Origin of the sequence: Croceibacterium salegens, assembly GCF_009827435.1 — a bacterium.
Classification (GTDB): Bacteria; Pseudomonadota; Alphaproteobacteria; order Sphingomonadales; family Sphingomonadaceae; genus Croceibacterium_B; species Croceibacterium_B salegens.
In genome coordinates this window covers 1-24,937 of the sequence record NZ_WTYM01000045.1, presented here as the reverse complement: position 1 = coordinate 24,937, position 24,937 = coordinate 1, and the positions used below count along the sequence as shown (strand labels likewise).

The following is a 24,937-nucleotide window of genomic DNA, read 5'->3' as shown; positions in this document are numbered from 1 at the left end:
GCATTCCGGCGAGGCCGGCTCCGGGCAATACCGAAAGCGCTGCCCGAGGTCGTCCCAAGCCGTTGAAATGCGGGTATGATGTAATGGTAGCCTGTCAGCTTCCCAAGCTGAACGCGCGGGTTCGATTCCCGCTACCCGCTCCACCTTTTCGACAGTCTTAGCTCTGGCCCTCGGCGCCGGGATGCGCGAAACGGTTCCGGAATGACGGACATTGCCAGTCTCATCGCCGACGATCCCGCCGCTGCGGCCGAGCACTTGCGCGCGGTCGTCGGGCGCGATCCATTCCATGCCGCGGCCCAGCGCCTGCTCGGGCGGGCGCTACGGGCTTTGGGCGAAGACGACGAGGCGGAGGCGGCCGAACTGGCGGCGATCCGCGCGGCGACCCGCGACCCGGAGGCGCTGGAAATCGCCCATGCCCTGTTCGAAGGCGACCTGCAGACTGCTGAGGGACTGCTGCGCCAGCGGCTGCGCGAACAGCCGACTGACGTCGCAGCGATCCGCATGATGGCCGAACTGGCGGCGCGGATCGGCCGGTTGCGCGATTCAGAAGCGCTGCTGCGCCGCGCGCTCGAACTGGCCCCGGGCTTCCTCGCCGCGCGCGGCAACCTGGCGACGGTGCTCTACAAGCAGAACCGTTTCGAGGATGCTTCGGCGGAGCTCGAAGAAGTGCTGGCGCGCGACCCGGCCAGCCCGTCGAACCGCAATCTGCTCGCCGCCGCGCTCGGGCGCATCGGCAACTACGAGGAAGCGCTCAAGCTCTACGGCGAACTGCTCGAAACCTTCCCGGACCACGCCAAGCTGCAGATGAGCCAGGGCCATATGCTCAAGACCGTAGGGCGTCTCGACGAGGGTATTGCCGCCTATCGCCGCGCGTTAGCCATCGAACCGGGACTGGGCGAGGTCTGGTGGAGCCTCGCCAACCTCAAGACCGTGTCGTTCGACGATGCGGACATTGCTGCGATGGAAGCAGCGCTGGCGGGCAATCCTCAACCAGACGACCGGCTGCACCTGCACTTCGCGCTCGGCAAGGCTTACGGCGACCGCCACCAGGCAGAGCCGAGCTTCCTGCACTACGAGGCGGGCAACGCACTGCGCCGCGAGCAGCTGGGCTACGATCCGGAAAGCACCACAAAGCAGGTCGACGAGGTTGTGGCAGTATTCACACCGGACTTCGTGGCCGAACGCAGCGGCTTGGGTGATCCTTCTCCCGACCCGATCTTCGTCCTCGGCCTTCCGCGGGCGGGATCGACGCTGCTCGAACAGATCCTCGCCAGCCATTCGCAAGTCGAAGGGACGATGGAGTTGCCCGACATCCCGGCCATGGCCATGCGCGAGGCGATTCGGGCGGGCGACGAAATGCGCGACTGGCCGCGTGCGGTGGCGGCGATGGCCCCGGCCCGGCTGGCCGAACTGGGCGCCGAGTTTCTCGATCGCACCCGGGTGCAGCGCAAGACCGGCAAGCCGTTCTACATCGACAAGCTGCCCAACAACTGGAGCTACGCCGGGTTCATCCACCTGATCCTGCCCAAGGCGAAGATCATCGACGCGCGGCGCCACCCGCTCGATTGCTGCTTTTCCAACTTCCGCCAGCATTTCGCCAAGGGGCAGGCGTTCAGTTACGGTCTCGACGACATCGGCCGGTACTATGCCGACTACATACGGGCGATGGACCATTACGATGCCGTGCTGCCCGGGCGGATTCACCGCGTGATCCACGAGGACCTGCTCGACGACCCCGAAGGCGAAGTGCGGCGCCTGCTGGAGTATCTCGGCCTCGAATTCGAGGAAGCCTGCCTCGATTTCCATGCCAACACCCGCGCCGTACGCACTGCGTCGAGCGAGCAGGTGCGGCGACCGATAAACCGCGAAGGCGTGGGCCAGTGGCAGGCCTACGAGGAGTGGCTCGGCCCGCTCAAAGCGGCGCTCGGCGACCTGCCAGAGACTTACGCCCGCCACTAGGTCGAGCGCCTTGGCGTGGCCGAAAGGCATCATGTTGCAAGATCGTTGCAACGGGCAACCGAAGTCTATTGCACTGCGGAATCTTTGCGTCAGATTGAAGACTTGGGGACCTTCAGGGAGGTTTTTTTGTCACCATCTTTGATCGGCGGCTCAGGCCGCTTCGCTGCCGCGTTGCTCGCTACTACCGCGATTGCCGTGGCCATGCCCGCACTGGCGCAGGAGGGCGACGAGGCGGGCGACAGTGACGACGTCATCGTCGTTACCGCGCAGAAACGTGAGCAGAACCAGCAGGACGTGCCGGTCGCAATCACCGCGCTGGGCAACAAGAAGCTGGCCGAACTGCAGGTCAAGGAACTGCAGGACGCGGTGAAGTACTTGCCCTCGGTGACGCTGCAGAAGACCAACGAGGGGACCACCCAGATCTATTTCCGCGGCCTCGCCTCGGGCGAGAACGCCAACCACTCGACCTCGCAGCCGACGGTCGGCGTCTATCTCGACGAAATGCCGATCACGACCATCCAGGGTCCGCTCGATATCCAGGCCTACGACTTGGCGCGCGTCGAAGCGCTCGCCGGTCCGCAGGGCACACTCTACGGCGCAAGCTCGATGGCCGGCACGATCAAGCTGGTGACCAACGCTCCAGACATGTCGGGCAATTACGGCGGCGCTGACTTCGAACTCAACACGGTCGCGCACGGCGCCATCGGCGGGATCGCGCAAGGGTTCTACAACGCCAAGATCTCCGACGACGCAGCGATGCGGCTGGTCGGCTGGTATCGCCACGATGCCGGCTACATCGACAACATTCTCGGCAGCCGGACGTACAAGACCTCGGGTATCACCGATACCAACGCCGCGCTGGTCGAAGACAACTACAACGACGCCGACATCTACGGCGCCCGCCTCGCGCTCGGCATCGACCTCGACGACAACTGGACGCTGCGTCCGACCGTCATGGGTCAGGTCCAGAAGGCCAACGGCAACGGCCAGCAGGAACGCAGCTCGGCGGTCACTAAGAAGCTGCAGATGGTGCAGTACAATCCCGAGCGCAACGACGACAAATGGCTCCAGGCCGCGCTGACCATCGAGGGCAAGATCGGCGACTGGGACCTTGTCGCCACCGGCGGCCAGCTATGGCGTGAGACGCACCGCGACAACGACTACTCGGATTACTCGTATTTCTACGATGCGCTGTATGACTACGGCGCCTACTTCTACGACGACAACGGCGACTACATCAGCCCCAACCAGTATATCGAGGCGGTCGGCAAATACCGTCGCAGCTTCGGCGAACTGCGTATCAGCTCGCCGCAGGAGAACCGCCTCCGCTTCATCGGCGGCGTGTTCGCGCAGCGGCAGAAGCACAACATCCTTGAGGACTACATCGTCGACGACGAGACCGACTACTTCGTGGTGCCCGGTACCGAGAGCGACATCTGGCTGACCCACCAGAAGCGCGTCGACCGCGACTACGCGGCATTCGGCGAGCTGAGCTACGACATCACCGACCAGTTCACGATCACCGGCGGTGCGAGGCTCTATAATTACAAGAACTCCCTGGTCGGGTTCTTCGGCTTCAGCGGCAACTTCTCGAGCGGAACCGGTGTGGCAGCATGCTTCGGTCCGGCGATCGTCAAGGGTACGCCGTGCACAAACATCGACAAGGTCACTTCGGACACCGACGCGATCTACAAGGTCAACGCGACCTACAAGATCACCGACGACGCGATGGTCTACGCCACCTGGTCGCAGGGCTTCCGTCCGGGTGGCATCAACCGCCGCGGCACTCTGCCGCCGTACCGGCCCGACAAGCTCGACAACTATGAAATCGGCTGGAAGACCCAGTTCGGACCGCTCCGCTTCAACGGTGCGATCTACCAGGAGGACTGGAACGACATCCAACTCTCGTTCTTGGGCGCGAACGGCCTTTCGGAAGTGCGCAACGCCGGTATCGCCCGGGTGCGCGGCGTCGAAGCGGAGATTGGCTATCGCGAGGGCGGCTTCTCGCTGACTGCATCGGGCAGCTACAACGACGCCAAGATCACGCGGGACTTTTGCGCGATCGCCGTGCCCAGCTTCGACTGCACTGTGGACGTCGACCTCGACGGCAGCGGCGCGATTGACGACGGCAGCGAGTTCAACGCGCTGCTTTCTCCGGCGGGCACGCGCCTGCCGGTCACGCCGAAGTTCAAGGGCAACCTGGTGGCACGTTACACGTTCCCGCTCGGGGACTGGGACGCGCACGTGCAAGGCGCCTTTGCCCACGTCGGCAAGCGGCGCAGCGACCTGCGTACGTTGGAGAATGCCATCAAGGGGATGTTCCCCTCGTTCAACACGGTCGATGCCAGCATCGGGGCGGAAAACGGGACCTTCCGGGTCGAGCTCTTCGCAACCAACCTGTTCGACAGCAACGGCATCCTCGACGCTTCGGTCCAGTGTGTCGAGACGACCTGCGGCGATCCGGGTAACGTCAGCAATACCGGCGGGGTGTTCTACAACTACCCGATCAGGCCGCGTACCGTCGGCCTGAAGTTCGGCGTCGATTTCTGATGATGGGGCGGTGGCCGGCCTAGCCGGCCACCGAATCCAGCCATTTCCCGACAAAGGCATCGGCCTCGGCTGCGCTGAACGGCGCCTGCCCGAGCGAGAGTTCGAGCCACAGCCCGTCGATCAGCGCGGTGAGCGCGATGGCGGCGAGGTGAGGGTCGGCGAGGCAGGGCTTCCAGGCCAGCAGCAGTTCCTGCAATTCGGCGCGAAACTGTCCGTAGACTTCGTCATGGACCGCGGCGACCTGCGCATCGCTGCGCGTCAGGCTCCAGAAGGCGACGAAGGTGGCGAGCAGGTCCGGACTGGCGATCGGCGGGCGGAAGCTGGCCGTCACATAGGCGAGCAGACGCGCGCGCGGATCGCTTCCCGCCTCTTCCACCGCCTGTAGAAGGGCCGCGTCGATGCGATTGCCCGTCCAGCGATACGTCTCGGCAATCGCTTCGGACACGCCGCTGAAGTAGTGCCGCAACAGCCCCGCCGAAACGCCCGCTTCGGCGCATATCGTACGGACCGAGACGCCCGCCGCGCCTTTCTGCGCCAACACCCGGGCACAAGCCTCGATCAGGCTCTGCCGCCGTTCGTTGGGCGCGGCACGCGTAAAGGCGGGTTGCTGGCTCATTCCCCTCTTGTTATACGAACGTATAGCAAGGAATCGGTAATGGCAACGCATCCCGCAAACGATACGGCAAACGACCCGCAGGACGGCTGGAGCCTGCCAGCGTGGACCTATCGCGACGCGGAATTCCATGCGCTTGAACTCGAACGAATCTTCCGCCCGAGCTGGCAGGTCGTGTGCCACACCAGCGACATCGCCGGGCCGGGCGACTGGCACACGCTCGAATACTGCGGTGAGAGCGTCATCGTGGTGCGCGGACGCGACGACGTCCTGCGCGCCTTCACCAACGTCTGCCGCCACCGCGGCTCGCGTCTAGTCGATGGCGTCAGCGGTTGCGCGAAAAAGTTGGTTTGCCCCTATCACGCCTGGACCTACGACCTCGACGGTCGGCTGACCGGCGTGCCCGACAGCGCGAGCTATCCTACGCTCGACAAGGGCAAGTCCGGCCTAGTCCCGGTCGAACTGGAGATATGGCGCGGCTTCATCTTCGTCCGGCTCGAAGACGACGGAGGCCCCTCGGTTGCGCAGATGATGGCGCCTTACGAGGCGATGGTCGAACCCTACCGCTTCGAGGAACTCTCGGCGCTTGGACGGGTCACGCTACGACCTCGCGAGGTCAACTGGAAGAACATCGGCGACAACTATTCCGATGGCCTGCACATTCCCGTCGCCCACCCGGGCCTGACACGCCTGTTCGGCAAGGGCTACGGGGTCGAGGCCGAAAGCCATGTCGACCGGATGTGGGGCGCGATGGTCGATCGGCCGTCCGCCAACTGGTCCGAACGCCTCTACCAGCGCCTACTCCCGCCGGTCCCGCACTTGCCCGAGGAGCGCCAGCGCTACTGGCTCTATTTCAAGATCTGGCCCAATGTCGCCTTCGACATCTACCCCGACCAGGTCGATTTCATGCAGTGGCTACCGGTCGGCCCAACCCAGAGCCTGATCCGCGAAATCAGCTACATCCTGCCCGACGACAGGCGCGAAATGCGCGCCGCACGCTACCTCAACTGGCGCATCAACCGGCAGGTGAATGCCGAGGACACTGCGCTCATCACCCGCGTACAGCAGGGTATGGCGTCGCGCTCGTTTTCGGTCGGCCCACTCAGTGAAAAGGAAGTCTGTTTGCGCAATTTCTGCAGCCGTGTTCGTGACGTGATCCCCGAGGCGAGAAGCGAACAGCAACCTGCCGCCGGATGGAGCCGGGCATGACCAAGCGTTACGACACCGTGATCATCGGGGCCGGGCATAACGGCCTGGTCTGCGCCTTCTACCTCGCCAAGGCGGGCCTCAAGGTTCGCATGGTCGAGCGCCGCGACGTGGTCGGCGGCGCGGCGGTGACCGAGGAATTCCACACCGGTTTCCGCAACTCGGTCGCCAGCTACACTGTAAGCCTGCTGCAGCCCAAGGTCATCGCCGACATGCGGTTGCACGACCATGGTTATCGCGTGATCGAACGACCGATCTCCAACTTCCTGCCGCAGGAAGATGGCGACTACCTCAAGCTCGGCGGCGGGCTGGAGCGCACGCAGGCGGAATTCCGCAAGTTCTCGTTCGCCGACGCAGAAGCGCTCCCGGCCTATTACGATGCGCTGGAAGGCGTGGCCGAAGTGCTGCGCGACCTCGCGCTGAAGTCGCCGCCCAACGTCGGCGAAGGGCTGCGCACGCTGCTCGCCGGGGCATCGCAAGGCTGGGGCATGTCGCGCCTCTCGCTTGAAGCCAAGCGCGACGTGCTCGACCTCTTCACCAAGTCGGCGACCAGCTTCCTCGGCCAGTGGTTCGAGAGCGAGGCGGTCAAGGCCGCGTTCGGGTTCGACGCCGTGGTCGGCAACTATGCCAGCCCCGACACGCCGGGCAGCGCCTATGTCCTGCTCCACCACGTCTTTGGCGAGGTGAACGGCAAGAAGGGTGCATGGGGCCACAGCGTCGGCGGGATGGGCACGATCACCCAGATCATGGCCAAGGTCTGCCGCGATGCGGGTGTCGAGATCACGCTAGAAGCGCCGGTCGACGAGGTCCTGGTCGATGGCGACAAGGTTGCGGGCGTGCGGCTCAAAAGCGGCGAGGAAATCGCGGCAAGCCGCGTCATCGCCAACGTCGGGCCCAAGCTGCTTTATGGCAAGATGCTGCCGGCCAGCGCGCAGCCGGAAGACTTCCGCCGCCGCATGCGCGGCTTCAAGGCCGGGGGCGGCACCTTCCGCATGAACGTGGCGCTGAGCGAACTGCCGAAGTTCACCTGCCTGCCCGAGCCGGGCGAGCACCACCAGTCGGGCATCATCCTCGCCCCGACGCTCGACTACATGGACAAGGCGTTCCTCGATGCGAAGCAGTTCGGGTGGTCGAAGGCGCCGATCGTCGAGATGCTGATCCCCAGCACGGTGGACGACAGCCTCGCCCCTCCGGGCCAGCACGTCGCCAGCCTGTTCTGCCAACAGTTCGCCCCCGAACTGCCCGACGGACGCGACTGGGACGACGAGGAAGACGCCGCGGCGGACACCATCATCGATACCGTGGAGAAACACGCCCCGGGCTTCCGCGCCTCGATCCTCGGTCGCCAGGTGCTCAGTCCCAAGGGCCTGTACCGCAAGTTCGGCCTCGTCGGCGGCGACATCATGCACGGGCACATGAGCCTCGACCAGTTGTGGAGCGCCCGACCGGTCCTCGGCCACGGCGCCTATCGCGGGCCGGTCAATGGCCTCTACATGTGTGGTGCAGGCACGCATCCGGGTGGCGGCGTGACCGGCGCTCCGGGCCACAACTGCGCGCGCGAGGTGATTGCCGACGGCGGGCGGTTCGGGCGCTTCAATCCCACATGAGGACGGGGGAGGGGAGCCGGCTTCCCTTTCGCACCGCAATCTCGCAACAGTGGCGCCATGCCGTCGCTGTTCCTTGCCCTGATCGCCAGCGCGCTCGCCATGCTCGGAACGCGGCAGGCGCGGCTCGTCGCACACCTTTCGGGATTGCTCGGCGGCAATGCCGGGCTGCTGACGGTGTGCTGGATGACCTCTATTGTCACGACGACGGCGGTGGCCTGGGGCGGGTCGGCGCTCGCCCCGCTGATGCCGCCGGCGGGCAAGACGATGTTCGTGGCCGCCGCGCTCGCTGCAGCCGGTCTCGAGCTCGCCTGGCCGATGCGCAAAGCACCGCCGCGCGAGCCGACGCAGTCGCTCGGCGCCATCGCCCTGGTGCTTCTCACGGGGCAGTTGACCGATGCCGCGCGCTTCCTGGTGCTGGCGCTCGGTGTGGCGACGGCGCACTGGCAGCTCGCCTCCGTGGGTGGGGTGCTCGGTTCGGGCGCAGTGCTGACCATGGCATGGTCGCTCGGATCCGAGTGGGAGACCCGCCTGCCGCTGCGCGCGGTTCGGCTGGCGCTGGCCGCAGCTTTCGTGATCGCCGCTGTCGTGGTCGGGATGACCGCGCGCGGCATCATGGGCTGAGGCGATCACTCAAACGCGGATTGATCGGGAAACCGGGGGCCGGGTCTGGCGTATAGTTGGCAATTCCCAACTGGAGACAGACCATGGCAGGCAAGGGCGACAATTCGAAGAAGACAATGATCGATGCGCTGAACAAGACTCTGGCCGATCACTTCGCGCTCTACATGAAGACGAAGAGCTTTCACTGGCACCTGAAGGGCCCGCGCTTTCGCGATCTCCACCTGCTGTTCGACGAACAGGCCACGGCCATCTACGGCATCACCGATGCCATGGCCGAGCGCGTGCGCAAGCAGGACGGCGATACGCTGACTTCGATCGGCGCGATCGCCAGGCTGACCTCGATCAAGGACCAGGATTTGACCGATCTCACCACGGACAAGATGATCAAGGAACTGCACACCGATAACTCGAAGCTGGTCGAAGACTTCAAGGACCTCAAGGACAAGGCCGAGGCTGCCGGCGACAACGCGACCAGCGCGCTGGTCGACGAATGGCAGGACGAAGCCGAACGCCGCGTGTGGTTCCTGAGTCAGGAAATGCGCTGACCCCTCGACAGGTCGGGACCTGCCGCTAAGGCTGGCTGCCATGGCGAAGATCGAGATACTTTCCGGGCTCGACGACCGGGCGATTGCCGAATGGCTCCATACCCGGCTGGAGCGTGCGCTTGCGGCCAGCAATACGCCGGTCGCGATCACGGTGCCCGGCGGCTCGACGCCGTTCCCGGTCTTCCAGCACCTCGTCGAACTGCCGCTCGACTGGTCGCGCCTGACGGTCTGGCCGGGCGACGACCGCGAGGTTCCGGAGGATCACCCGGCGAGCAACACCGGCAAGATCCGCGCGCTTTTCGAGCCCGCCGGAGCCGAGGTGGTCGCGCTTTCGGTGATGGAGCAGGTCCCGCGCTTCGCGCTCGCCTGGCTCGGGATGGGCGGGGATGGGCACATTGCCTCGCTGTTTCCCAACACCGACCCGCGAGCCGACGATCCGCAGCCGATGCGAATGCTCACGCCCGACCCCCTGCCGCCCGAGGCGCCGTTCGACCGCATCACGCTGACGATCCCTGCGCTGCTCAATTCCGACCAGTTGCTTTTCGTCATTCGCGGCGAGGAGAAACGCGCGCTGTTCGAGGAAGCGGCCTGCGGCGGCAACGACCTGCCCATCGCCCGCCTGCTCGCCGCCGCCAACCAGCCGGTGACATGTTTCACCTGATCCCGGCGCCGCTGCATCGCCTGGTCTTGCGCATCGCCTACCGATTGCGCGGACGCTGGCGGCACCTGACGGGAATGCCTCACGACGGCATCTCGGTGATCATTCGAAACTGCGAGGATCATGTCCTGCTCGTACGCCACAGCTACGGCTCGGGCCGGTGGTCGCTACCGGGTGGAGGCCTGCGGCGGGGCGAGGATCCGGAACACTGCGTCCGCCGCGAAATGCGTGAAGAACTCAGGTGCGAGCTTGAGCACATCGAACTGTTCGAGGTCCGCGAACGGATCATGCAGGGGGCACCCAATCGCGGGCATATCTTTTCCGCCCACATCGTCGGCGAGCCCCGGATCGACGGGCGCGAAATACTCGAAGCCGGATGGTTTCGTCCCGACAACCCGCCACATGATACCATCGCCCTGACGCGCGACGAGCTCGGCCGCTGGCACGCGCGTTACAGCAAGGATAGCTGAGCGGTGTCGGGCGGCCGCTCGTCGCCCTCTTCGCCTTCGAGGTTCGACAGCGTCAGGCCCATCAGCCGCACAGGCATCGGCAGCGGCAGCACCTCGTCGAGGATCGTCCGCGAGACAAGCTCGAACTCGGCGCGCCCGGACACCGGCTGCGGCAGCGATTTTGCCCGGGTCATGATCTGGAAGTCGGAAAAGCGCAGCTTGAGCGTAATCGTGCGCCCGCGCGTCTGGTGTTCGTCGATGCGCTCCCAGACGATGGCGATGATATCCTCCAGCGTATCGCGCAGCGCCGAGCCGCTCGAAATGTCCTCGTGGAAGGTGCGCTCGCCGCCCAATGACTTGCGGATGCGGTTGGCGCGCACCGGCCTCAGGTCGATGCCGCGCGCGGCGCGGTAGAGGTAGTCAGCAAAGCTGCCGAAGTTGGCGCGCAGGAACGCGAGGTCCCTGGCCGCCAGGTCGGCCCCGGTCTCGATGCCGAGTTTGGCCAACTTCTCCGCCCCGCGCGGGCCGACCCCGTGAAAGCGCCGCACCGGCAGTCCGGCAACGAACTGCGCCCCCTGGCCGGGCTTGATGACGCAGATTCCGTCGGGCTTGTTCTGGTCGCTGGCCAGCTTGGCGAGGAACTTGTTGTAGCTGACACCGGCGCTGGCGGTGAGCCGGGTTTCCTCGCGGATCTGCTGGCGGATCAGCTCGGCGATGCGCGTGGCGGAACCGATGCCGCGGATGTCGTCGGTCACGTCCAGATAGGCCTCGTCGAGGCTGAGCGGTTCGACGTGCGGGGTGTAGCGGCGGAAGATTTCGCGGATCTGGCGGCTGACCGCCTGGTATTCCTCGAAGCGGTGGCGCACGAAGATCAGGTCGGGGCAGAGCCGCTTGGCGGTCATGCTCGGCATTGCGCTACGGACGCCGAACTTGCGCGCCTCGTAGCTGGCGGCGGCGACCACGCCGCGCCCGCTGGAACCGCCGACCGCAACGGGTTTTCCGCGCAGGTCCGGATTGTCGCGCTGCTCGACGCTGGCGAAAAAGGCATCCATGTCGATGTGGATGATCTTGCGCAGCCCCTGCGCTTCTTCGCCGTCGTCCTCTGCCTCTCCTGCCATGGGGCGTTTGTAGGACGCCCGGCAGTGCCCGTCATCTGCCTGCGAGAAAGAGCTTTGCCGCAGTGCAGCACGGGGCTAGGGCCTCAGGTCCCATGGAATACGCTGCATCTCCACCCGAACAGGCTATCGGCCGGCGCGAGCTGGTCGTGCTGATCGCGCTGTTGATGAGCCTCAATGCGCTGGCGATCGACGGGATGCTGCCGGCGCTTGACGAGATCGCGCACGAATTCGGCGTGGCGGCGGGCAACCAGCGGCAGCTGATCGTTTCGGTCTACCTGCTTGCCAACGGCATCGGCAGCCTCGTCCCCGGCGCATTTGCCGACCGATACGGTCGCAAGCCGGTCATCATGATCGCGTTGGCGTCCTACGTCGTGTTCTCGATCATCGTCGCGCTGTCGGGCGACTTCACCGTAATGCTCATTGCCCGCGGCCTGCAGGGCATGCTCGCCGGCGGCCTCATGGTCGCCCCGGTGGCGCTGATCCGCGACCGCTATGAAGGCGACCAGATGGCTCGGATGATGAGCATGGTCTCGGCTGTGTTCATCATCATGCCGGTGATCGCCCCGAGCATGGGCCAGGCGGTGATGTTGCTGGCCGGCTGGCGCTGGATCTTCGTCAGCCTCGCCATGGCTGCGGCCATCGCTGGACTGTGGACGTGGATACGCCTGCCTGAGACGCTGACCGAAGAGAACCGCCAGACCATCGACGTGCCGGTGATCGTTCGGAACATGAAGGCCGCGCTCTTCAATCGCGCCTCGATCGGATACGTCGTCGGGACTTCGCTGCTCATCGGCGCGGTGTTCGGCTACGTGAACAGCGCGCAGCAGTTGATCGGCGAGCATTTCGGCGCCGGGTCGTGGTTCCCGGTGGTGTTCGGCGGCACGGCAGCGATGATGGCGGTGTCGAACATCGTCAATTCGCGCATCGTCACCCGCTTCGGCGCGCGCCGGGTCAGCCATACCGGGGTGCTGATCTTCATCGCGGTGAGCTGTGCGCAGGTCTGGGCGGCGATCAACCGCGACGGGGACATCTACTGGTTCATCCCGCTGATGGCGACCAACCTGGCGCTGCTCGGCTTCCTCGGTGCCAACTTCGGTTCGATTGCCATGCAGCCCTTCGCCAACATCGCCGGAGCGGCATCGAGCGTGCAGACATTCTTCCGCATGTTCGGCGCGGCGATGGTCGGCATGGTCATCGGACAGAGCTATGATGGCACTGCGCGGCCCTTCGCCTTTGCCTTGCTGACCTGCTCGGTCCTCGCCCTCCTGCTGGTGCTCTACAGCGAGAAGGGCCGCCTGTTCCGCCGCCTCAACAAGCCGTTGCAACCCCACGTGCCGTGAACGGGCCGTTCGACCTCATCGTCATCGGCGGCGGGGTCAACGGCGCAGGCATCGCGCGCGATGCGGCGGGGCGCGGAGGCAAGGTCCTGCTGCTCGAAGCGGGCGATCTTGCCCGTGGAACTTCGAGCGCTTCGACCAAGCTGGTCCATGGTGGGCTGCGCTATCTCGAATACTACGAATTCGCTCTCGTCCGCGAAGCGCTGCTCGAACGCGAGCGGTTGTGGCGCATCGCCCCGCACATCGTGCGTCCGATGCGTTTCGTGCTGCCGGTCGAGCCGGGGATGCGCCCGCGCTGGAAGCTGCGCGCGGGCCTGGCGCTCTATGACGCGCTGGCGATCGGCGGCTCGCTGCCGGGGACCCGCTCGATCCGCTTCGACCGGCATCCGGCGGGCGCGCCGCTCAAGCCCGGGCCGGTGCGCGGGCTCGAATATTCCGACTGCTGGGTCGACGATGCCCGGCTGGTGGTTTTGACCGCCAAGGACGCGGCGAAACGCGGCGCGACGATCCTGACCCGGACACGCGCGACGGCGGCACGGCGCGAGGGCGGACTGTGGACGGTCGAGACCTCTGCGGGCAGCTTCACCGGCGCGGCGCTGGTCAACGCCGGCGGACCGGCGGCGGATGCGGTGGCGCAGCTGGCCGGGACCGAAACCGCCTATCACATCCGCCCGGTGCGCGGCTCGCACATCGTGATGTCGAAGCTGTTCGACCACCCATTCGCCTACATCTTCCAGTTGCCGGACACGCGGATCTGCTTCGCCATCCCGTGGGAGGACGATTTCACGCTGATCGGCACCACCGATGCCGACCACACCGGCCCGCTCGACCATGTCCACGCCGGCGAGGCGGAAATCGCCTACCTGTGCGAGGCCGCGAGCCGTTACTTTGCCAAGGCTTTGAAGCCGTCCGACGTGGTGTGGACCTATGCCGGGGTGCGCGCGCTGGTCGACGACGGCAGCGGGCGGCCCGAAGCGGCGACGCGCGGCTATCGCCTGCCGCTGAGCGAACCGGGTGAGGGCGCGCCATTGCTCGGCGTCTATGGCGGAAAGATTACCAGCCACCGGCATTTGGCCGAAGAGGCGGTCGACAAGCTGGCGCAGCGCCTGCCTGCTTTGGCCAGCCCGGCGTGGACCGCCAGCGAGCCGCTGCCCGGCGGCGACTTTCCGCATGACCGGCAGGCCGACCTGGTCGCCGATCTGCAGCGCGACTACGCCTTCCTCTCCCAGCGCGACGCCCAGCGTATCGGCCGCGCCTACGGTACGCTGGCGCGCGTCTGGCTCGGCGCCGCGCAGGTGTGGGACGACCTCGGCCGCCGGTTCGGCGCCGGGCTGAGCGAGGCGGAGGTCGAGTACCTCAAGGCCAAGGAATGGGCGCAGACCGCCGAGGACGTGTTGTGGCGCCGCACCAAGCTGGGCATGCACATGAGCGATGCCGAACAGTCGGCGCTGGCGGAGTTTATGGGCGGCTAAGCCGCATTCGTCATTGCGAGGAGCCGAAGGCGACGCGGCAATCCGGAGCGGCCCTGTGCCGCCCTGGATTGCTTCGCTGCGCTCGCAATGACGATGTTATTCGTCTTCGCCCGCCTCGACCCGGGCCAGCAATGCTTCCACCTGAACCTGGTCGCCGGCCTTCGCGTTGAGTTCGGCGACCGTGCCGTCGATCGGCGCGGTCAGGGTGTGCTCCATCTTCATGGCTTCGAGCGTGAGGAGCCGCTGCCCCTTGGTGACCCTCTCGCCTTCACTCACCGCGACGGCGATGACCTTGCCCGGCATCGGGGCGAGGATGTCACCATCGTGCGCCGAAGCGATGCCGGTGGCGTCGTTGCGCGCGAAACCGATGCCGAAGCTCTGGCCCCACTCCGTGATGACGACCTTCTCCGGGCCGACTGGCATCGGCATCCACCAGTGTTCCGCCGGTTCGGTGAAATCGACGTCGACCCGGCGGCCGTTGACCTCGAGTTGCGCGGTGCAGCGGGGCGGGGCGTTGAGGCGGAAGCCGGGGATCAGCGGCTGCGGCAGGGGGCCTTCCTCGACAAGCTTCTGCGCCGCGCCGCGCAGCAGCGCCTCGGAGGGCAGGGCCGGCGGGACAAGCGCATCGCCCTTGCGTGCGATGAGGGCGGTATCGAGCCGTCCTGCGGCAACGTCCGGATCGTCGAGCAGCAGCGCGAGGAAGGCGACATTGCAGCGCACCGGCCAGCAACTCGTCTCGATCAGCGCCTGTCGCAGTTCGGCGATGGCATGGTCGCGATGCTCGTTATGGGCGACCATCTTGGCCATCATCGGATCGTAGTAGGGCGTGATCTCGTCGCCTTCCTCGACACCGCTGTCGAGCCGGACGCGGCAATCCTCGGGCGAGAATTCGGTGAGCGTGCCGATGCTCGGCAGGAAGTCGCGCGCCGGATCCTCGGCGTAGAGCCGCGCCTCGATGGCATGGCCGTCGATTTCGAGATCGTCCTGGGCCAGCGGCAAGGGTTCGCCCCCGGCAACGCGCAATTGCCATTCGACGAGGTCGACTCCGGTGATCGCCTCTGTCACGGGGTGCTCGACCTGGAGGCGGGTGTTCATCTCCATGAACCAGATGCGGTCGGCCTTGAGGCCCTCGGAAGCGTCCGCGATGAACTCGATGGTGCCCGCACCCACGTAATCGACCGCTTTCGCGGCGCGGACTGCTGCAGAGCAGATCGCTTCGCGCGTTGCCTCGTCCATGCCGGGCGCAGGAGCCTCTTCGATCACCTTCTGGTGGCGCCTTTGGAGGCTGCAATCGCGCTCGAACAGGTGGACGACGTTGCCGTGCTTGTCGCCGAACACCTGCACCTCGATATGGCGCGGCGAGGTGACCCATTTTTCGAGCAAGACCTCGTCATTCGCAAAGCTCGAGTTAGCTTCACGTTTGCAGGATTCAAGCGCCGGGAGGAAATCGGCGGGGTCGTCGACCTTGCGCATCCCCTTGCCGCCGCCACCTGCGACGGCTTTGATGAGTACGGGATAACCGATTGAATCGGCTTCCTTCCGAAGGCGTTCGGGCGACTGGTCCTTGCCCATGTAACCCGGCGTTACAGGCACACCTGCGTCCTGCATCAGCTTTTTCGCCGCGTCCTTCAGGCCCATCGCCTCGATGCTCTCGGGCGCCGGGCCGACCCACGTAATGCCGGCCGCGATGACAGCGCGGGCGAAGGCCGCGTTCTCGCTCAGGAAGCCATATCCGGGGTGAATCGCGTCCGCCCCGGTTGCTTTCGCCGCGGCGATGATCTTCTCGCCGACGAGATAGCTCTCGGCGGCCGGCGCGGGGCCGATACGCACCGCTTCGTCGGCCGAGCGTACGTGCAGCGCCTTGGCGTCGGCATCGGAATAGACCGCCACCGTGGCGATCCCCATCTCGCGCGCGGTGCGCATGACCCGGCAGGCGATCTCGCCGCGGTTGGCTATCAGGAGCTTTCGTATCATCGGAAACCGGTTAGCTGATGTTATTCGTCATTGCGAGGAGCGAAGCGACGACGCAATCGAGTGCGGTTGCGCGCGCCGCTCTGGATTGCCGCAAGGCCTGCGGCCCCTCGCAATGACGGCCTGTTGTGCCGTCTAGGCCTCATCCGGCAGCGGGGTCATCGGCATCGGGGCGGGCGGGCCGGCCATGCGGGCGGCGGTCATCAGGCTGCCGCGGGTGTGCTTCGGCCAGACCTCGGGCTCGGGCGCGCCGCGAATTGCGTCGACGAAACCGCGCGCGACGAAGCCCAGCTTGGACCATGCGCTGGTGTGGATGCGGTGGTCCCAGGCGTGCGGACCGGCGGCGCGGACCTTGCGGCCGATCGCGCCGTAGATGCCCGCGGCCGAGAGCACCGCCCAGCGCTGGCGAAAGCGCAGACCGTTGGCACCGAAGCGCGCCGCCGCCTCGTGCTGCTCGGCTATGTCGAGCATGCGCGCGACCAGAGCGACCAGCTGTTCGCGATATTCGGGCCGCAGGCGCATTCCGGGCGGGAGATCGGCCTCGGCCTGCCATTCGAGCGGGATGTAGCAGCGCCCGGCGGCATCGTCGTCGGACACGTCGCGGGCGATGTTGACCAGCTGAAAGGCCAGCCCGAGGTCGCAGGCGCGATCGAGCGTTTCGTGGTCTTCGCCCGATACGCCCATGACCTTGGCCATCATCACCCCCACCGCCCCGGCGACGTGGAAGCAGTAGCGCATAAGGTCTTCCTCGGTGCGCGGGCGCCAGCCCTGCGCATCGAGCGCGAAGCCCTCGATCACGTCGTTCGCCTCTTCCTGCGTGAGCCGGCACTCGGCGCTGACCTGGTTGAAGGCGTCGAAGGCCAGTTCGGCGGTCGGCTGGCCCTGCAGCGCCCGTTCGGTGAGGATGCGGATCGCCAGCACGCGCTGCTTTGTGGTGGCGTCGTCGAGCTTGAGGATGCTGGCGCCGTGGTCCTGCCCGTCGGCGATATCGTCGCAGCGGCGGCACCAGGCGTAGAGCAGCCAGACCCGCTCGCGCGTCGCGCGATCGAACAGCTTGCTGGCCAGCGAGAAGCTCTTGCTGCCGCGTGTGATCGACTTCTTCGCCTGCCGCACCAGCGCCGCCCGCTCGCGCCCGCCGCCGACCTGTCGCGGGGTCTGGCGGATGATGCTGGAGGAGACCAGCCGACGGTTGCCGAACCTGAGGATGCGTCCGGCCACCTAGAGATCCTCGGCCTTCATGTGAAAGATCGGGGTGTGCGGGCGATAGGCGGACATCTTGTCGAGCAGCGCATCCAGTTCGGTGTCGTCGATGATGATACCCTGGTGCGCCGGACGGACGAAACCGACTTTGCCCATGTGGCGGTTGAATTCGAGCAAGCCGTCATAGAAGCCGAAGGCGTTGAGCACGCCGACCGGCTTGTTGTGATAGCCGAGTTGCGACCAGCTGACCGCTTCCCACAACTCGTCCATCGTGCCGACGCCGCCGGGAATGGTCAGGAAGCCGTCGGACAAGTCGGTAAAGGCCGCCTTGCGCTCGTGCATGTTGCGCACGACCTTGAGTTCTGTGCAGTCGAAGTTGGCGACTTCGGCCTTGATCATCGCTTCGGGGATCACGCCGATGACCTCGCCCCCCGCCCCCATCGCGCCCGCCGCCACCGCGCCCATCAGCCCGAGCCGGCCGCCGCCGTAGACCACACCGATCCCACGCCCCGCCAGCGTCGCGCCGACGTCGCGCGCCAGTTCGACGTAGCGCGGATCTTCCGGGCTCGCGGAGCCACAGTAGACGGCGAGACGGTTCATTTCGCCAAATCCTCCAGCATCAGCCCGGCGGTCGCCTTGGCGCTGCCGACCACGCCCGGAATCCCCGCGCCGGGATGCGTTCCCGCCCCCACAAGGTAGAAATTGCCGATCACGTCGTCCCTGTTGTGCCCGCGGAAGAAAGCGCTCTGTGTCAGGATCGGTTCCAGCGAGAAGGCGCTGCCGACGTGGGCGTGGAGGTCATGCGCGAAATCGCTCGGCGCGTAGTGAAACTTGGTGACGATGCGGTCGTGGATGTCGGGGATCAGCCGCCGCCCGACCTCGTCGAGGATGCGCTTCTCCAGCACCGGGCCGACCTGGTCCCAGTCGACCGCCAGCTTGCCCATGTGGGCGACGGGGACAAGCGCGTAGAACGTGCTCTTGCCTTGCGGTGCCATGCTCGGGTCGGTCACGGTCGGGTGGTGGAGGTAGATCGAGAAGTCCTGCGGCAGCACGCCGCGAACGTAGATGTCCTCGAGCAGGCCTTTGTACCTCGGGCCGAACAGGATCATGTGGTGCGGGATGCCCGGCCAGCTCCCCTCGATGCCGAAGTGGACCACGAACAGGCTCGGGCTGAAGCGCTTCTTCGCCAGCGCGCGGCCCATCTGTTCGCCGCGCGGGCTGCCTCGTAGCAGGTCGCGGTAGGTGTGGACGATGTCGGCATTGCTGGCGACCGCGTCGAACGCTTCGCGCCAGCCGCTCTGCGCCTGCACTTCGGCGGCGCGGCTGCCGATGGTGTGGACGTGGACCACCGGGTCGCCGAGGCGGACCGTGCCGCCGAGCCGCTCGAACAGCCGCACCATCCCGGCCACCAGCCTGTTGGTCCCGCCACGGGCCCACCACACCCCGCCGTCCTTCTCCAGCTTGTGGATCAGGGCGTAGATCGAGCTCGTGGTCATCGGGTTGCCGCCGACCAGCAGCGTGTGGAACGACAGCGCCTCGCGCAGCTTCTCGTTGCGCACGTACTGCGAAACAACGGAGTAGACGCTGCGCCAGGCCTGGTGCTTCATCAGCGCCGGGGCGGCCCTGATCATCGACTTGAAGTCGAGGAACGGCACCGTGCCGAGCTTGACGTAGCCTTCCTCGTAGACCGCCGCGGCATAGTCGAGGAACGCTTCGTACCCGGCGATGTCGTAAGGATCGAGCTTGCCGATCTCGCCGCGCAGCAGCTTGTCGTCGTTCGAGTAGTCGAAGTTGGTGCCGTCGGGCCAGTTGAGGCGGTAGAACGGCATGACTTTCATCAGCTCGACATCGTCGCGCATGTCCGAGCCGGAAAGGTTCCACAGCTCCAGCAGGCAGCCGGGATCGGTGATGACGGTCGGCCCGGCGTCGAAGGTGAAGCCTTCGCGTTGCCAGTGGTAGGCGCGGCCGCCGAGCTTGTCGCGCCCTTCGACCACCGTCGTCTGCACGCCCGCCGACTGCAGGCGGATGGCGAGAGCAAGACCGCCGAAACCGCTGCCGATCACGCAGGCGCGCTTGTTTGCGAAGGTCATGCGGCATGCTCCAGCGAGGGGCGCGAGGTGGCGAGTGCGGCGATTGCGCGGCGGATCGGCACGGGCGGGCGGCCCCACAGGATACGCATGCGGTCGGCGCGGGTCGAACGGGCGGCGTAGAAGCGCTCCACCAGCTCTTCGTCAAGACCGTAGAAGTGCGAGAACACGCGCCAGCGTTCGTGGCTGCGCGCTGCGCCGAACAGCATCGAGCCGAGCCGGCGGTAGAACTTGGTATCGCTCCAGTGCCGCCGCGCCCGCGCCGCGAGCATCGCCGCCAGCTGGTCGCCCGGCAGGTCGCCGTAACGGGCGACGGCATTCGCCGTCGCGGCGGCAAAGGGCAGGGAATAACTGGTCAGCGGGTGCAGGAACCCGGCGTGCACACCGGCACGGGCAACCCCGTCGACGTCTTGCTCCGCCTGCCAGCGGGAAAAGTTGCCGCCGGTCACCACGGGCAGAATCCCGGTTTCGGAGCTGAGCAGTTCGCCGCGCCAGCCGTGATGCTCGCAATACCGGTCGATCCGGCCCGACAGCTTGCTGCGGTCGAGCTTCGGTTCGTCCTGGTAATAGGTATCCTCGATGAAAAGCTCGTCGGCACCGAGCGGCAAGACGTAGACGAAGTGGTAGCCGTCCTTCTGGTCGACCGTCGCATCCATGATCACCGGGCGGGTCACATCGTGCGGTTTTTCGGTGCGCATGTGACGGCCGAGGAAGACCTGCCAGCCGCCGGTGAGGTGCGGAGTGGGGGTGAAGCCGCGGCAGTCGATCACCGCCCGCGCGCCGACCCAGCCGCCGTCCTCGAGGTAGACTCCGTCGGCCATCAGCGACCTCGCACTGCGGTTCGCCATGATCGTGCCGGGCGCCAGCTCGCGGTTGAGCCCGGCGGCGAAGTCCTCGCTCGACAGCGAGCGATAGGCGGTGTCGAGGTGCCGGACATGGCCGGGAAAGGCGACGTCATAGCCCTTGTCCCAACGCGTCGTGCGGAACGGCCGCATCAGCCACCGGGCTTCGTCGTCGAGATCGCTTTCGAACCAGCTCCAGCGGTGGTTGCCGCCCGGAGTAGCGCCGGTTTCAATCAGCCGGACCGAAATGTCGGGATTGGACTGGCGCAGGGCCAGCGCGATCAGTCCGCCGGCGAGGCCGCCGCCGACAATCGCGATATCGCAGGTGCGTCCGGGCATCGTTGTCGCCTTAGCCTATGGGGATTGCATGGCAACCACCGTGCTTGCACAAGTGCCCCGATGAACCGCCTGCTTCCCAACTCTCGCGCCGTTTTCATGACCTTCGCGCTCGTCGTGGTTGCGGCGGCGATATTGCTGGCGATGGGCCGCAATCCGATCTGCGAATGCGGCACCGTCAAGCTTTGGCACGGGGTAGTGCAGTCCTCCGAGAACTCGCAGCACATCTCGGATTGGTATTCGCCAAGCCACTTCACCCACGGGCTGATCATGTATTTCGTCGCCTGGCTGCTGTGGAAGAAGCTCAGGTTGTTCGGCGGCCGCCCGGCGCGCTGGGCGCTGCCGATCGCGGTTTTTGTCGAGGCGGCTTGGGAGGTGGTCGAGAACACGCCGATGGTTATCGACCGCTACCGCGCGGTGACGGTCAGCTTCGGTTATTCGGGCGACAGCGTCGTCAATTCGATCAGCGACATCGGCTGGATGACGATCGGCTTCCTCGTCGCCAGCAGGATCCCGGCGAAATACAGTGTGGCGCTGGCGGTGTTCCTCGAACTGCTGACGCTCTACACCATCCGCGACAACCTGACGCTCAACGTGGTCATGCTGTTCTGGCCGATCGAGGCGATCCGCCAGTGGCAGGCGGGCGGATAAGCGGCCCGGTTGCACTTGAAACCGGCAGGTGCGGGTTCTAGCGAGCCCGGACCCCCGTTTCCCCGGAGTTTGCCTTGAAGCCGTTCCTGTCCGCCGCCCTGCTTGCCTCCACTATCCTGCTCGGGGCCTGCGCCACCACCGTCGGGAGCGAACCTGCGCAGAGCGTTGCGGCAAGCCCGCACGAGGCGCTGTTCGCGGCCTTCGCCGCGGCGGACGAAGCGGACCTCAAGCTCAACCCGCTCGACGCGCTGAGCCGCGGCGACATGCGCTATGCCGAGCACTTCGGCGATTACGACTCCGATGCATACTATTCAGCGCAGAAACAGAACGCTGAAACCAACATTGAAGCGCTTCATCGCCTCGATCGCGACGCACTCTCGCCGACCGACAAGATCGCCTACGACGTCTTCGCGTGGAACCAGCAGCGAACGTTGGACTCGCTCGCGGACGATATCCTGCCCCTGACCGAAGTGCGCCCGGTCAACCACTACGCCAGCTGGCAGGTCTATTACCCGACCATCGCCAGCGGGCAGGGCAGCGCGCCCTTCGCGACGCTCGAAGACTACGAGGAAAACCTCAAGCGCAACGCCGAATACGTCGCCTGGGTCGACCGGGCGATCGGCCGCATGCGCGAAGGGCTGGCGAGCGGCGTGGTCGAGAGCCGGATGACGATCGACCGCACCATCGAGCAGCTCGACGCCCAACTCGCCGCGCCGATCGAGGATTCGCCATTCTACGGCCCGGTAGGTCAATTCCCCGAGGACTTCAGCGCCGCCGATCGCGAGCGCCTGACCGCCGAATACCGCGCGAACGTCGGCACGATCTTCGCGGCCTACAAGCGTCTCGAGGACTTCCTGAAGCAGGACTACCAGCCCAAGGCGCGCCAAGACGTCGGGCTCTGGGCGATGAAGGGCGGCGACAGGCTCTACCCCCAGCTGATCGAGCGCTACACAACTCTGCCGCTCGATCCCGAGGAGGTTCACCAGACCGGCCTCAAGGAAGTCGCCCGCATCCTCGACGCCATGCGCGAGACGCAGAAGGAGCTCGGTTTCGAGGGGACGCTGCAGGAATACTTCACCTGGTTGCGCACCGATCCGCGCTTCAAGCGCAAGACCGCGCAGGAGAAGATCGACGCCTTCAACCGCATCTCGAAGATGGTCGACGCCAAGGCGCCCGAGTACTTCGCGCACCTGCCCAAGCTGCCGCTGGAGGTCCGCCCGGTCGAACCGTTCCGCGAGAAATATGCCGCCGAGGGCTCGTACAACGAGGGCTCGCCCGACGGATCGCGGCCGGGGATCTTCTACTATTCGACCTACGACCTGCCGGCCCGCACCACGCCGAACGAGATCACGCTCTACATGCACGAGGCCGCGCCGGGGCACCATTTCCAGATCAGTCTGGCGATGGAGAACACCGCGCTGCCCAACTTCATTCGCTTTGGCGGCAACACCGCCTTCGTCGAGGGCTGGGCGCTCTATGCCGAGACGCTCGGTTACCCGATGGGCTTCTACGCCGATCCCGCGGCGCGCTTCGGCACGCTCAACGACGAGATGCTGCGCGCGCTGCGGCTGGTGGTCGACACCGGCATCCACGCAAAGGGCTGGACCCGCGAACAGGCGATCCAGTACATGACCGACAACTCGGCGCTGGGCCTCGAGGACATCCGCGCCGAGGTCGAACGCTACATCGCCATCCCGGGGCAAGCGCTGGCCTACAAGACCGGCGCGCTGACCATCCAGCGGCTGCGCGCCAAGGCCGAGAAGGAACTGGGCGAAAGGTTCGACATCCGCGAATTCCACGATCAGGTGCTGAACACCGGCGCACTGCCGTTGCCGATCCTCGAACAGAAGATCGACGACTGGATCGCTGCGAAGAAGGGTTAGGGAATCCGCCGCCTGCCTGATGCCGCCGGGCGTCGGGATTCAGCGGTTGGAATCAGGGATCTGAACCGCGGGAACCTGGCAGGCGGCAGACGGCGAGGAACGCCCGCCGATAACCATGTTCTTAAGGCTGAAATTCACCTTCTTTCGCTAGGACTTTGTAATTGCTCAAAGTCGGGGAGAGCGACTGAATGCCTGGCGATACCGAACGTACTCCCTCCTGCCATCAGTGCCGCTACTGGGCTCCCAACCTGAGGGAGGAGGTGGCCCGCGAAGGGGTGTGCCGGAAACTGGTCGAGAACCCGAATTACTACGGGTCGCTGGTGACCGAAGCGAGCGACAATTGCGAAGACTGGGCCCACCTCGGAGCATACCAGGACGATACTGGGGAAGCGAAGGAGGATCGCCGGGTTGCCCTGCGCAGCCGCATCAACCTGCCCGCGCGCCTGCAGACGGCAAGTTTCAACCGGTCGGCGTGGCTGGCCGACATTTCCGAATATGGTGCGGGCATCAGCATTCACAATCCGCCTGCCGTGGGCATGCCAGCGCTGCTCAAGTGGAGCATCTACGAAGTCTTCGGATCCGTTGCGTGGTCGAACAACGACTCCTGCGGCCTGAAGTTCGATGCGCCGATCTCAGGTGAAATCGTCCTCGAGGCAATTCGCGAAGGCGCGCTGAAGAACGATCGTTCGGCCGAAACTTCGCGCATCGTCCCCGGCCGCAAGCGGGCCAGCCTGATCAAAAGGGCGACGTATTCCGAGTAGATTGCGAGTTCGAGACTCCGCGCCTCGCCCTGTCTGGCGGCAGCGCTGCAAGCAAAGAATGGCCGCAATTTGGTGACAGGTTGTCCGGCGAGGCGCCGATCGCAACAGAGCGATCGAGCGCATATCGAACACGAGAGGCTGTCATGAGTGACCCAGCAGGGTACCAACCCCTGGCTGGCAAGGTCGCGGTCGTGACCGGCGCCGCCGGTGCCATCGGCAGCGCGACGGCGCGCAAGCTGGCCGAACGCGGGGCCCGGGTCATCGGCGTCGACCATCCATCGGCGGATGGCGGACCGGTGGAAACCGCTCGATGGCCGCGAAGGATTCACCCTGCTGCGCGCCGACGTGACCGTCGAAGCCGAGTCTGTGGTTACGTTGAAAAGTCGCTTGCCCTTGGGTCCCGGATCGACATCTTCTTCAACAATGCCGGCATCGAAGGCACCCAGGCCTCGATCCAGGACTATCCGACCGACGAATTCGTAAGGGTGTTCAACGTCAACGTCTTGGGTGTGTTCCTGGGTATGAAATACGTTCTGCCCCTGATGCAGGCGCAGAAGTCCGGGTCGATCATAAACACTTCTTCGATCGCTGGGCTGATCGGCGCGGCCAACATGTCCAGCTACATTATATCGAAGCATGCCGTGCTGGGCCTGACCCGGACCGCTTCCCTCGAAGCCGCGCCGTTCGGCGTGCGCGTGAATTCCGTGCATCCGGGCTTCATCGAAAGCCGGATGCTGACCGACATCGTGCACAACCTCGGCGTGCCCGGCGCCGAAGCCCTTGTCCCCGCCGTGCCGCTGGGGCGGTTGGGTACGATCGACGACATAGCAATTGCAGTGGCTTTCCTCGCTTCCGATGAAAGCAGCTACGTGACGGGCCATTCGCTGTTGGTCGATCGCGGCAAGACCGTCGGTTGATTGCGCGTTCAGCAAGGCCGCGCTGATTGTCGCTGACGTGACCATGTTGGAATGATGTCCGCAACTGGGTCAGTAGCGGACCGACTAATTTTTGGTCCCAAGGGTCATTAGCTGCCATTCCAGCCAAGAGCCCTCGTGGCCGAAAGGGAGCAAC

21 protein-coding genes and 1 tRNA gene are annotated in these 24,937 nt (G+C 65.7%); 15 read left to right on the top strand and 7 right to left on the bottom strand.

Annotated features, from left to right (window positions below; translation table 11 throughout):
- Positions 1-69 precede the first annotated feature (69 nt).
- The 3 genes from GRI89_RS11420 to GRI89_RS11410 all read left to right on the top strand — a co-directional run bounded on the left by GRI89_RS11420 (position 70) and on the right by GRI89_RS11410 (position 4,509).
- Positions 70-143: transfer RNA gene (locus tag GRI89_RS11420), tRNA-Gly, on the top strand.
- 58 nt (positions 144-201) lie between these two features.
- Entirely contained in the window at positions 202-1,959 is a 1,758-nt protein-coding gene (locus GRI89_RS11415) for a tetratricopeptide repeat-containing sulfotransferase family protein (protein WP_159795460.1), read from the top strand.
- A 126-nt stretch (positions 1,960-2,085) separates the two neighbouring features.
- Entirely contained in the window at positions 2,086-4,509 is a 2,424-nt protein-coding gene (locus GRI89_RS11410; RefSeq protein WP_235913286.1) for a TonB-dependent receptor, read from the top strand.
- A 19-nt stretch (positions 4,510-4,528) separates the two neighbouring features.
- Here GRI89_RS11410 and GRI89_RS11405 read toward each other — a convergent pair whose 3' ends face one another.
- The gene (locus GRI89_RS11405) at positions 4,529-5,125 is read right to left on the bottom strand and encodes a TetR family transcriptional regulator C-terminal domain-containing protein (RefSeq protein ID WP_159795457.1); all 597 of its coding nucleotides are present in this window, start codon (positions 5,123-5,125) and stop codon (positions 4,529-4,531) included.
- Positions 5,126-5,164: 39 nt separating this feature from the next.
- Between GRI89_RS11405 and GRI89_RS11400 the strand changes: the two genes are divergently transcribed.
- From GRI89_RS11400 to GRI89_RS11375, 6 genes are all read left to right on the top strand, one after another.
- Positions 5,165-6,331 carry an aromatic ring-hydroxylating oxygenase subunit alpha gene (locus GRI89_RS11400; protein ID WP_159795454.1) on the top strand — a complete coding sequence of 389 codons (1,167 nt, stop codon included), beginning with the start codon at positions 5,165-5,167 and terminating at the stop codon, positions 6,329-6,331.
- Complete coding sequence (locus tag GRI89_RS11395; RefSeq protein WP_159795451.1) at positions 6,328-7,935, top strand: phytoene desaturase family protein; 1,608 nt, start codon at positions 6,328-6,330, stop codon at positions 7,933-7,935. The genes GRI89_RS11400 and GRI89_RS11395 overlap by 4 nt, the downstream gene beginning before the upstream one ends.
- 57 nt (positions 7,936-7,992) lie before the next feature.
- Positions 7,993-8,556 (top strand): hypothetical protein, encoded by a 564-nt coding sequence (locus tag GRI89_RS11390; RefSeq protein WP_159795448.1) that lies wholly within the window; start codon positions 7,993-7,995, stop codon positions 8,554-8,556.
- An 83-nt stretch (positions 8,557-8,639) separates the two neighbouring features.
- Positions 8,640-9,101, top strand: a complete 462-nt coding sequence (locus GRI89_RS11385; protein WP_159795445.1) for a Dps family protein — start codon at positions 8,640-8,642, stop codon at positions 9,099-9,101.
- 40 nt (positions 9,102-9,141) lie between these two features.
- Positions 9,142-9,762, top strand: a complete 621-nt coding sequence (locus GRI89_RS11380; protein WP_159795442.1) for a 6-phosphogluconolactonase — start codon at positions 9,142-9,144, stop codon at positions 9,760-9,762.
- A complete protein-coding gene (locus GRI89_RS11375; RefSeq protein ID WP_159795439.1) occupies positions 9,750-10,229 on the top strand; it encodes an NUDIX hydrolase in 480 nt (159 codons plus the stop codon). The genes GRI89_RS11380 and GRI89_RS11375 overlap by 13 nt, the downstream gene beginning before the upstream one ends.
- Here GRI89_RS11375 and dinB read toward each other — a convergent pair.
- Entirely contained in the window at positions 10,211-11,326 is a 1,116-nt protein-coding gene (dinB, locus tag GRI89_RS11370) for a DNA polymerase IV (protein WP_159795436.1), read from the bottom strand. The genes GRI89_RS11375 and dinB overlap by 19 nt on opposite strands.
- A 92-nt stretch (positions 11,327-11,418) precedes the next feature.
- On the opposite strand from dinB, the gene GRI89_RS11365 reads away from it, so the two are divergent.
- Both GRI89_RS11365 and GRI89_RS11360 read left to right on the top strand, forming a co-directional pair.
- A complete protein-coding gene (locus tag GRI89_RS11365) occupies positions 11,419-12,666 on the top strand; it encodes a multidrug effflux MFS transporter (RefSeq protein ID WP_159795433.1) in 1,248 nt (415 codons plus the stop codon).
- Entirely contained in the window at positions 12,663-14,135 is a 1,473-nt protein-coding gene (locus GRI89_RS11360; protein WP_328598219.1) for a glycerol-3-phosphate dehydrogenase, read from the top strand. Before GRI89_RS11365 ends, GRI89_RS11360 begins: the two co-directional genes overlap by 4 nt.
- A 96-nt stretch (positions 14,136-14,231) precedes the next feature.
- On the opposite strand, the gene GRI89_RS11355 is transcribed toward GRI89_RS11360, so the two are convergent.
- The 5 genes from GRI89_RS11355 to crtY form a co-directional block, all read right to left on the bottom strand.
- Complete coding sequence (locus tag GRI89_RS11355; RefSeq protein ID WP_159795430.1) at positions 14,232-16,109, bottom strand: acetyl-CoA carboxylase biotin carboxylase subunit; 1,878 nt, start codon at positions 16,107-16,109, stop codon at positions 14,232-14,234.
- A 132-nt stretch (positions 16,110-16,241) separates the two neighbouring features.
- Positions 16,242-17,270, bottom strand: a complete 1,029-nt coding sequence (locus GRI89_RS11350; protein WP_328598224.1) for a phytoene/squalene synthase family protein — start codon at positions 17,268-17,270, stop codon at positions 16,242-16,244.
- A 54-nt stretch (positions 17,271-17,324) separates the two neighbouring features.
- On the bottom strand, positions 17,325-17,906 hold the full coding sequence (locus GRI89_RS11345; protein ID WP_159795427.1) for an LOG family protein: 582 nt from the start codon (positions 17,904-17,906) through the stop codon (positions 17,325-17,327).
- Entirely contained in the window at positions 17,903-19,396 is a 1,494-nt protein-coding gene (locus GRI89_RS11340) for a phytoene desaturase (protein ID WP_159795424.1), read from the bottom strand. Before GRI89_RS11340 ends, GRI89_RS11345 begins: the two co-directional genes overlap by 4 nt.
- Entirely contained in the window at positions 19,393-20,574 is a 1,182-nt protein-coding gene (crtY, locus tag GRI89_RS11335) for a lycopene beta-cyclase CrtY (RefSeq protein ID WP_159795421.1), read from the bottom strand. Before crtY ends, GRI89_RS11340 begins: the two co-directional genes overlap by 4 nt.
- Before the next feature lie 60 nt (positions 20,575-20,634).
- Here crtY and GRI89_RS11330 point away from each other — a divergent pair, with 60 nt between their 5' ends.
- The 4 genes from GRI89_RS11330 to GRI89_RS11315 all read left to right on the top strand — a co-directional run bounded on the left by GRI89_RS11330 (position 20,635) and on the right by GRI89_RS11315 (position 24,783).
- Positions 20,635-21,222, top strand: coding sequence for a DUF2585 domain-containing protein (locus tag GRI89_RS11330; protein ID WP_159795418.1), 588 nt, complete (start codon positions 20,635-20,637; stop codon positions 21,220-21,222).
- Between the two features lie 74 nt (positions 21,223-21,296).
- Positions 21,297-23,105, top strand: a complete 1,809-nt coding sequence (locus GRI89_RS11325; protein ID WP_159795415.1) for a DUF885 domain-containing protein — start codon at positions 21,297-21,299, stop codon at positions 23,103-23,105.
- 188 nt (positions 23,106-23,293) lie between these two features.
- Positions 23,294-23,866 (top strand): PilZ domain-containing protein, encoded by a 573-nt coding sequence (locus tag GRI89_RS11320; protein WP_159795412.1) that lies wholly within the window; start codon positions 23,294-23,296, stop codon positions 23,864-23,866.
- Between the two features lie 191 nt (positions 23,867-24,057).
- Complete coding sequence (locus GRI89_RS11315; protein WP_201290915.1) at positions 24,058-24,783, top strand: SDR family NAD(P)-dependent oxidoreductase; 726 nt, start codon at positions 24,058-24,060, stop codon at positions 24,781-24,783.
- Positions 24,784-24,937 lie beyond the last annotated feature (154 nt).

Bases quoted from the DNA above. Each gene is read 5' to 3' on its own strand.
- GRI89_RS11415 (WP_159795460.1), top strand. From the start codon at position 202: ATGACGGACATTGCCAGTCTCATCGCCGACGATCCCGCCGCTGCGGCC.
- GRI89_RS11405 (WP_159795457.1), bottom strand. From the start codon at position 5,125: ATGAGCCAGCAACCCGCCTTTACGCGTGCCGCGCCCAACGAACGGCGG.
- GRI89_RS11400 (WP_159795454.1), top strand. From the start codon at position 5,165: ATGGCAACGCATCCCGCAAACGATACGGCAAACGACCCGCAGGACGGC.
- GRI89_RS11395 (WP_159795451.1), top strand. From the start codon at position 6,328: ATGACCAAGCGTTACGACACCGTGATCATCGGGGCCGGGCATAACGGC.
- GRI89_RS11390 (WP_159795448.1), top strand. From the start codon at position 7,993: ATGCCGTCGCTGTTCCTTGCCCTGATCGCCAGCGCGCTCGCCATGCTC.
- GRI89_RS11385 (WP_159795445.1), top strand. From the start codon at position 8,640: ATGGCAGGCAAGGGCGACAATTCGAAGAAGACAATGATCGATGCGCTG.
- GRI89_RS11380 (WP_159795442.1), top strand. From the start codon at position 9,142: ATGGCGAAGATCGAGATACTTTCCGGGCTCGACGACCGGGCGATTGCC.
- GRI89_RS11375 (WP_159795439.1), top strand. From the start codon at position 9,750: ATGTTTCACCTGATCCCGGCGCCGCTGCATCGCCTGGTCTTGCGCATC.
- dinB (WP_159795436.1), bottom strand. From the start codon at position 11,326: ATGGCAGGAGAGGCAGAGGACGACGGCGAAGAAGCGCAGGGGCTGCGC.
- GRI89_RS11365 (WP_159795433.1), top strand. From the start codon at position 11,419: ATGGAATACGCTGCATCTCCACCCGAACAGGCTATCGGCCGGCGCGAG.
- GRI89_RS11355 (WP_159795430.1), bottom strand. From the start codon at position 16,109: ATGATACGAAAGCTCCTGATAGCCAACCGCGGCGAGATCGCCTGCCGG.
- GRI89_RS11345 (WP_159795427.1), bottom strand. From the start codon at position 17,906: ATGAACCGTCTCGCCGTCTACTGTGGCTCCGCGAGCCCGGAAGATCCG.
- GRI89_RS11340 (WP_159795424.1), bottom strand. From the start codon at position 19,396: ATGACCTTCGCAAACAAGCGCGCCTGCGTGATCGGCAGCGGTTTCGGC.
- crtY (WP_159795421.1), bottom strand. From the start codon at position 20,574: ATGCCCGGACGCACCTGCGATATCGCGATTGTCGGCGGCGGCCTCGCC.
- GRI89_RS11330 (WP_159795418.1), top strand. From the start codon at position 20,635: ATGAACCGCCTGCTTCCCAACTCTCGCGCCGTTTTCATGACCTTCGCG.
- GRI89_RS11320 (WP_159795412.1), top strand. From the start codon at position 23,294: ATGCCTGGCGATACCGAACGTACTCCCTCCTGCCATCAGTGCCGCTAC.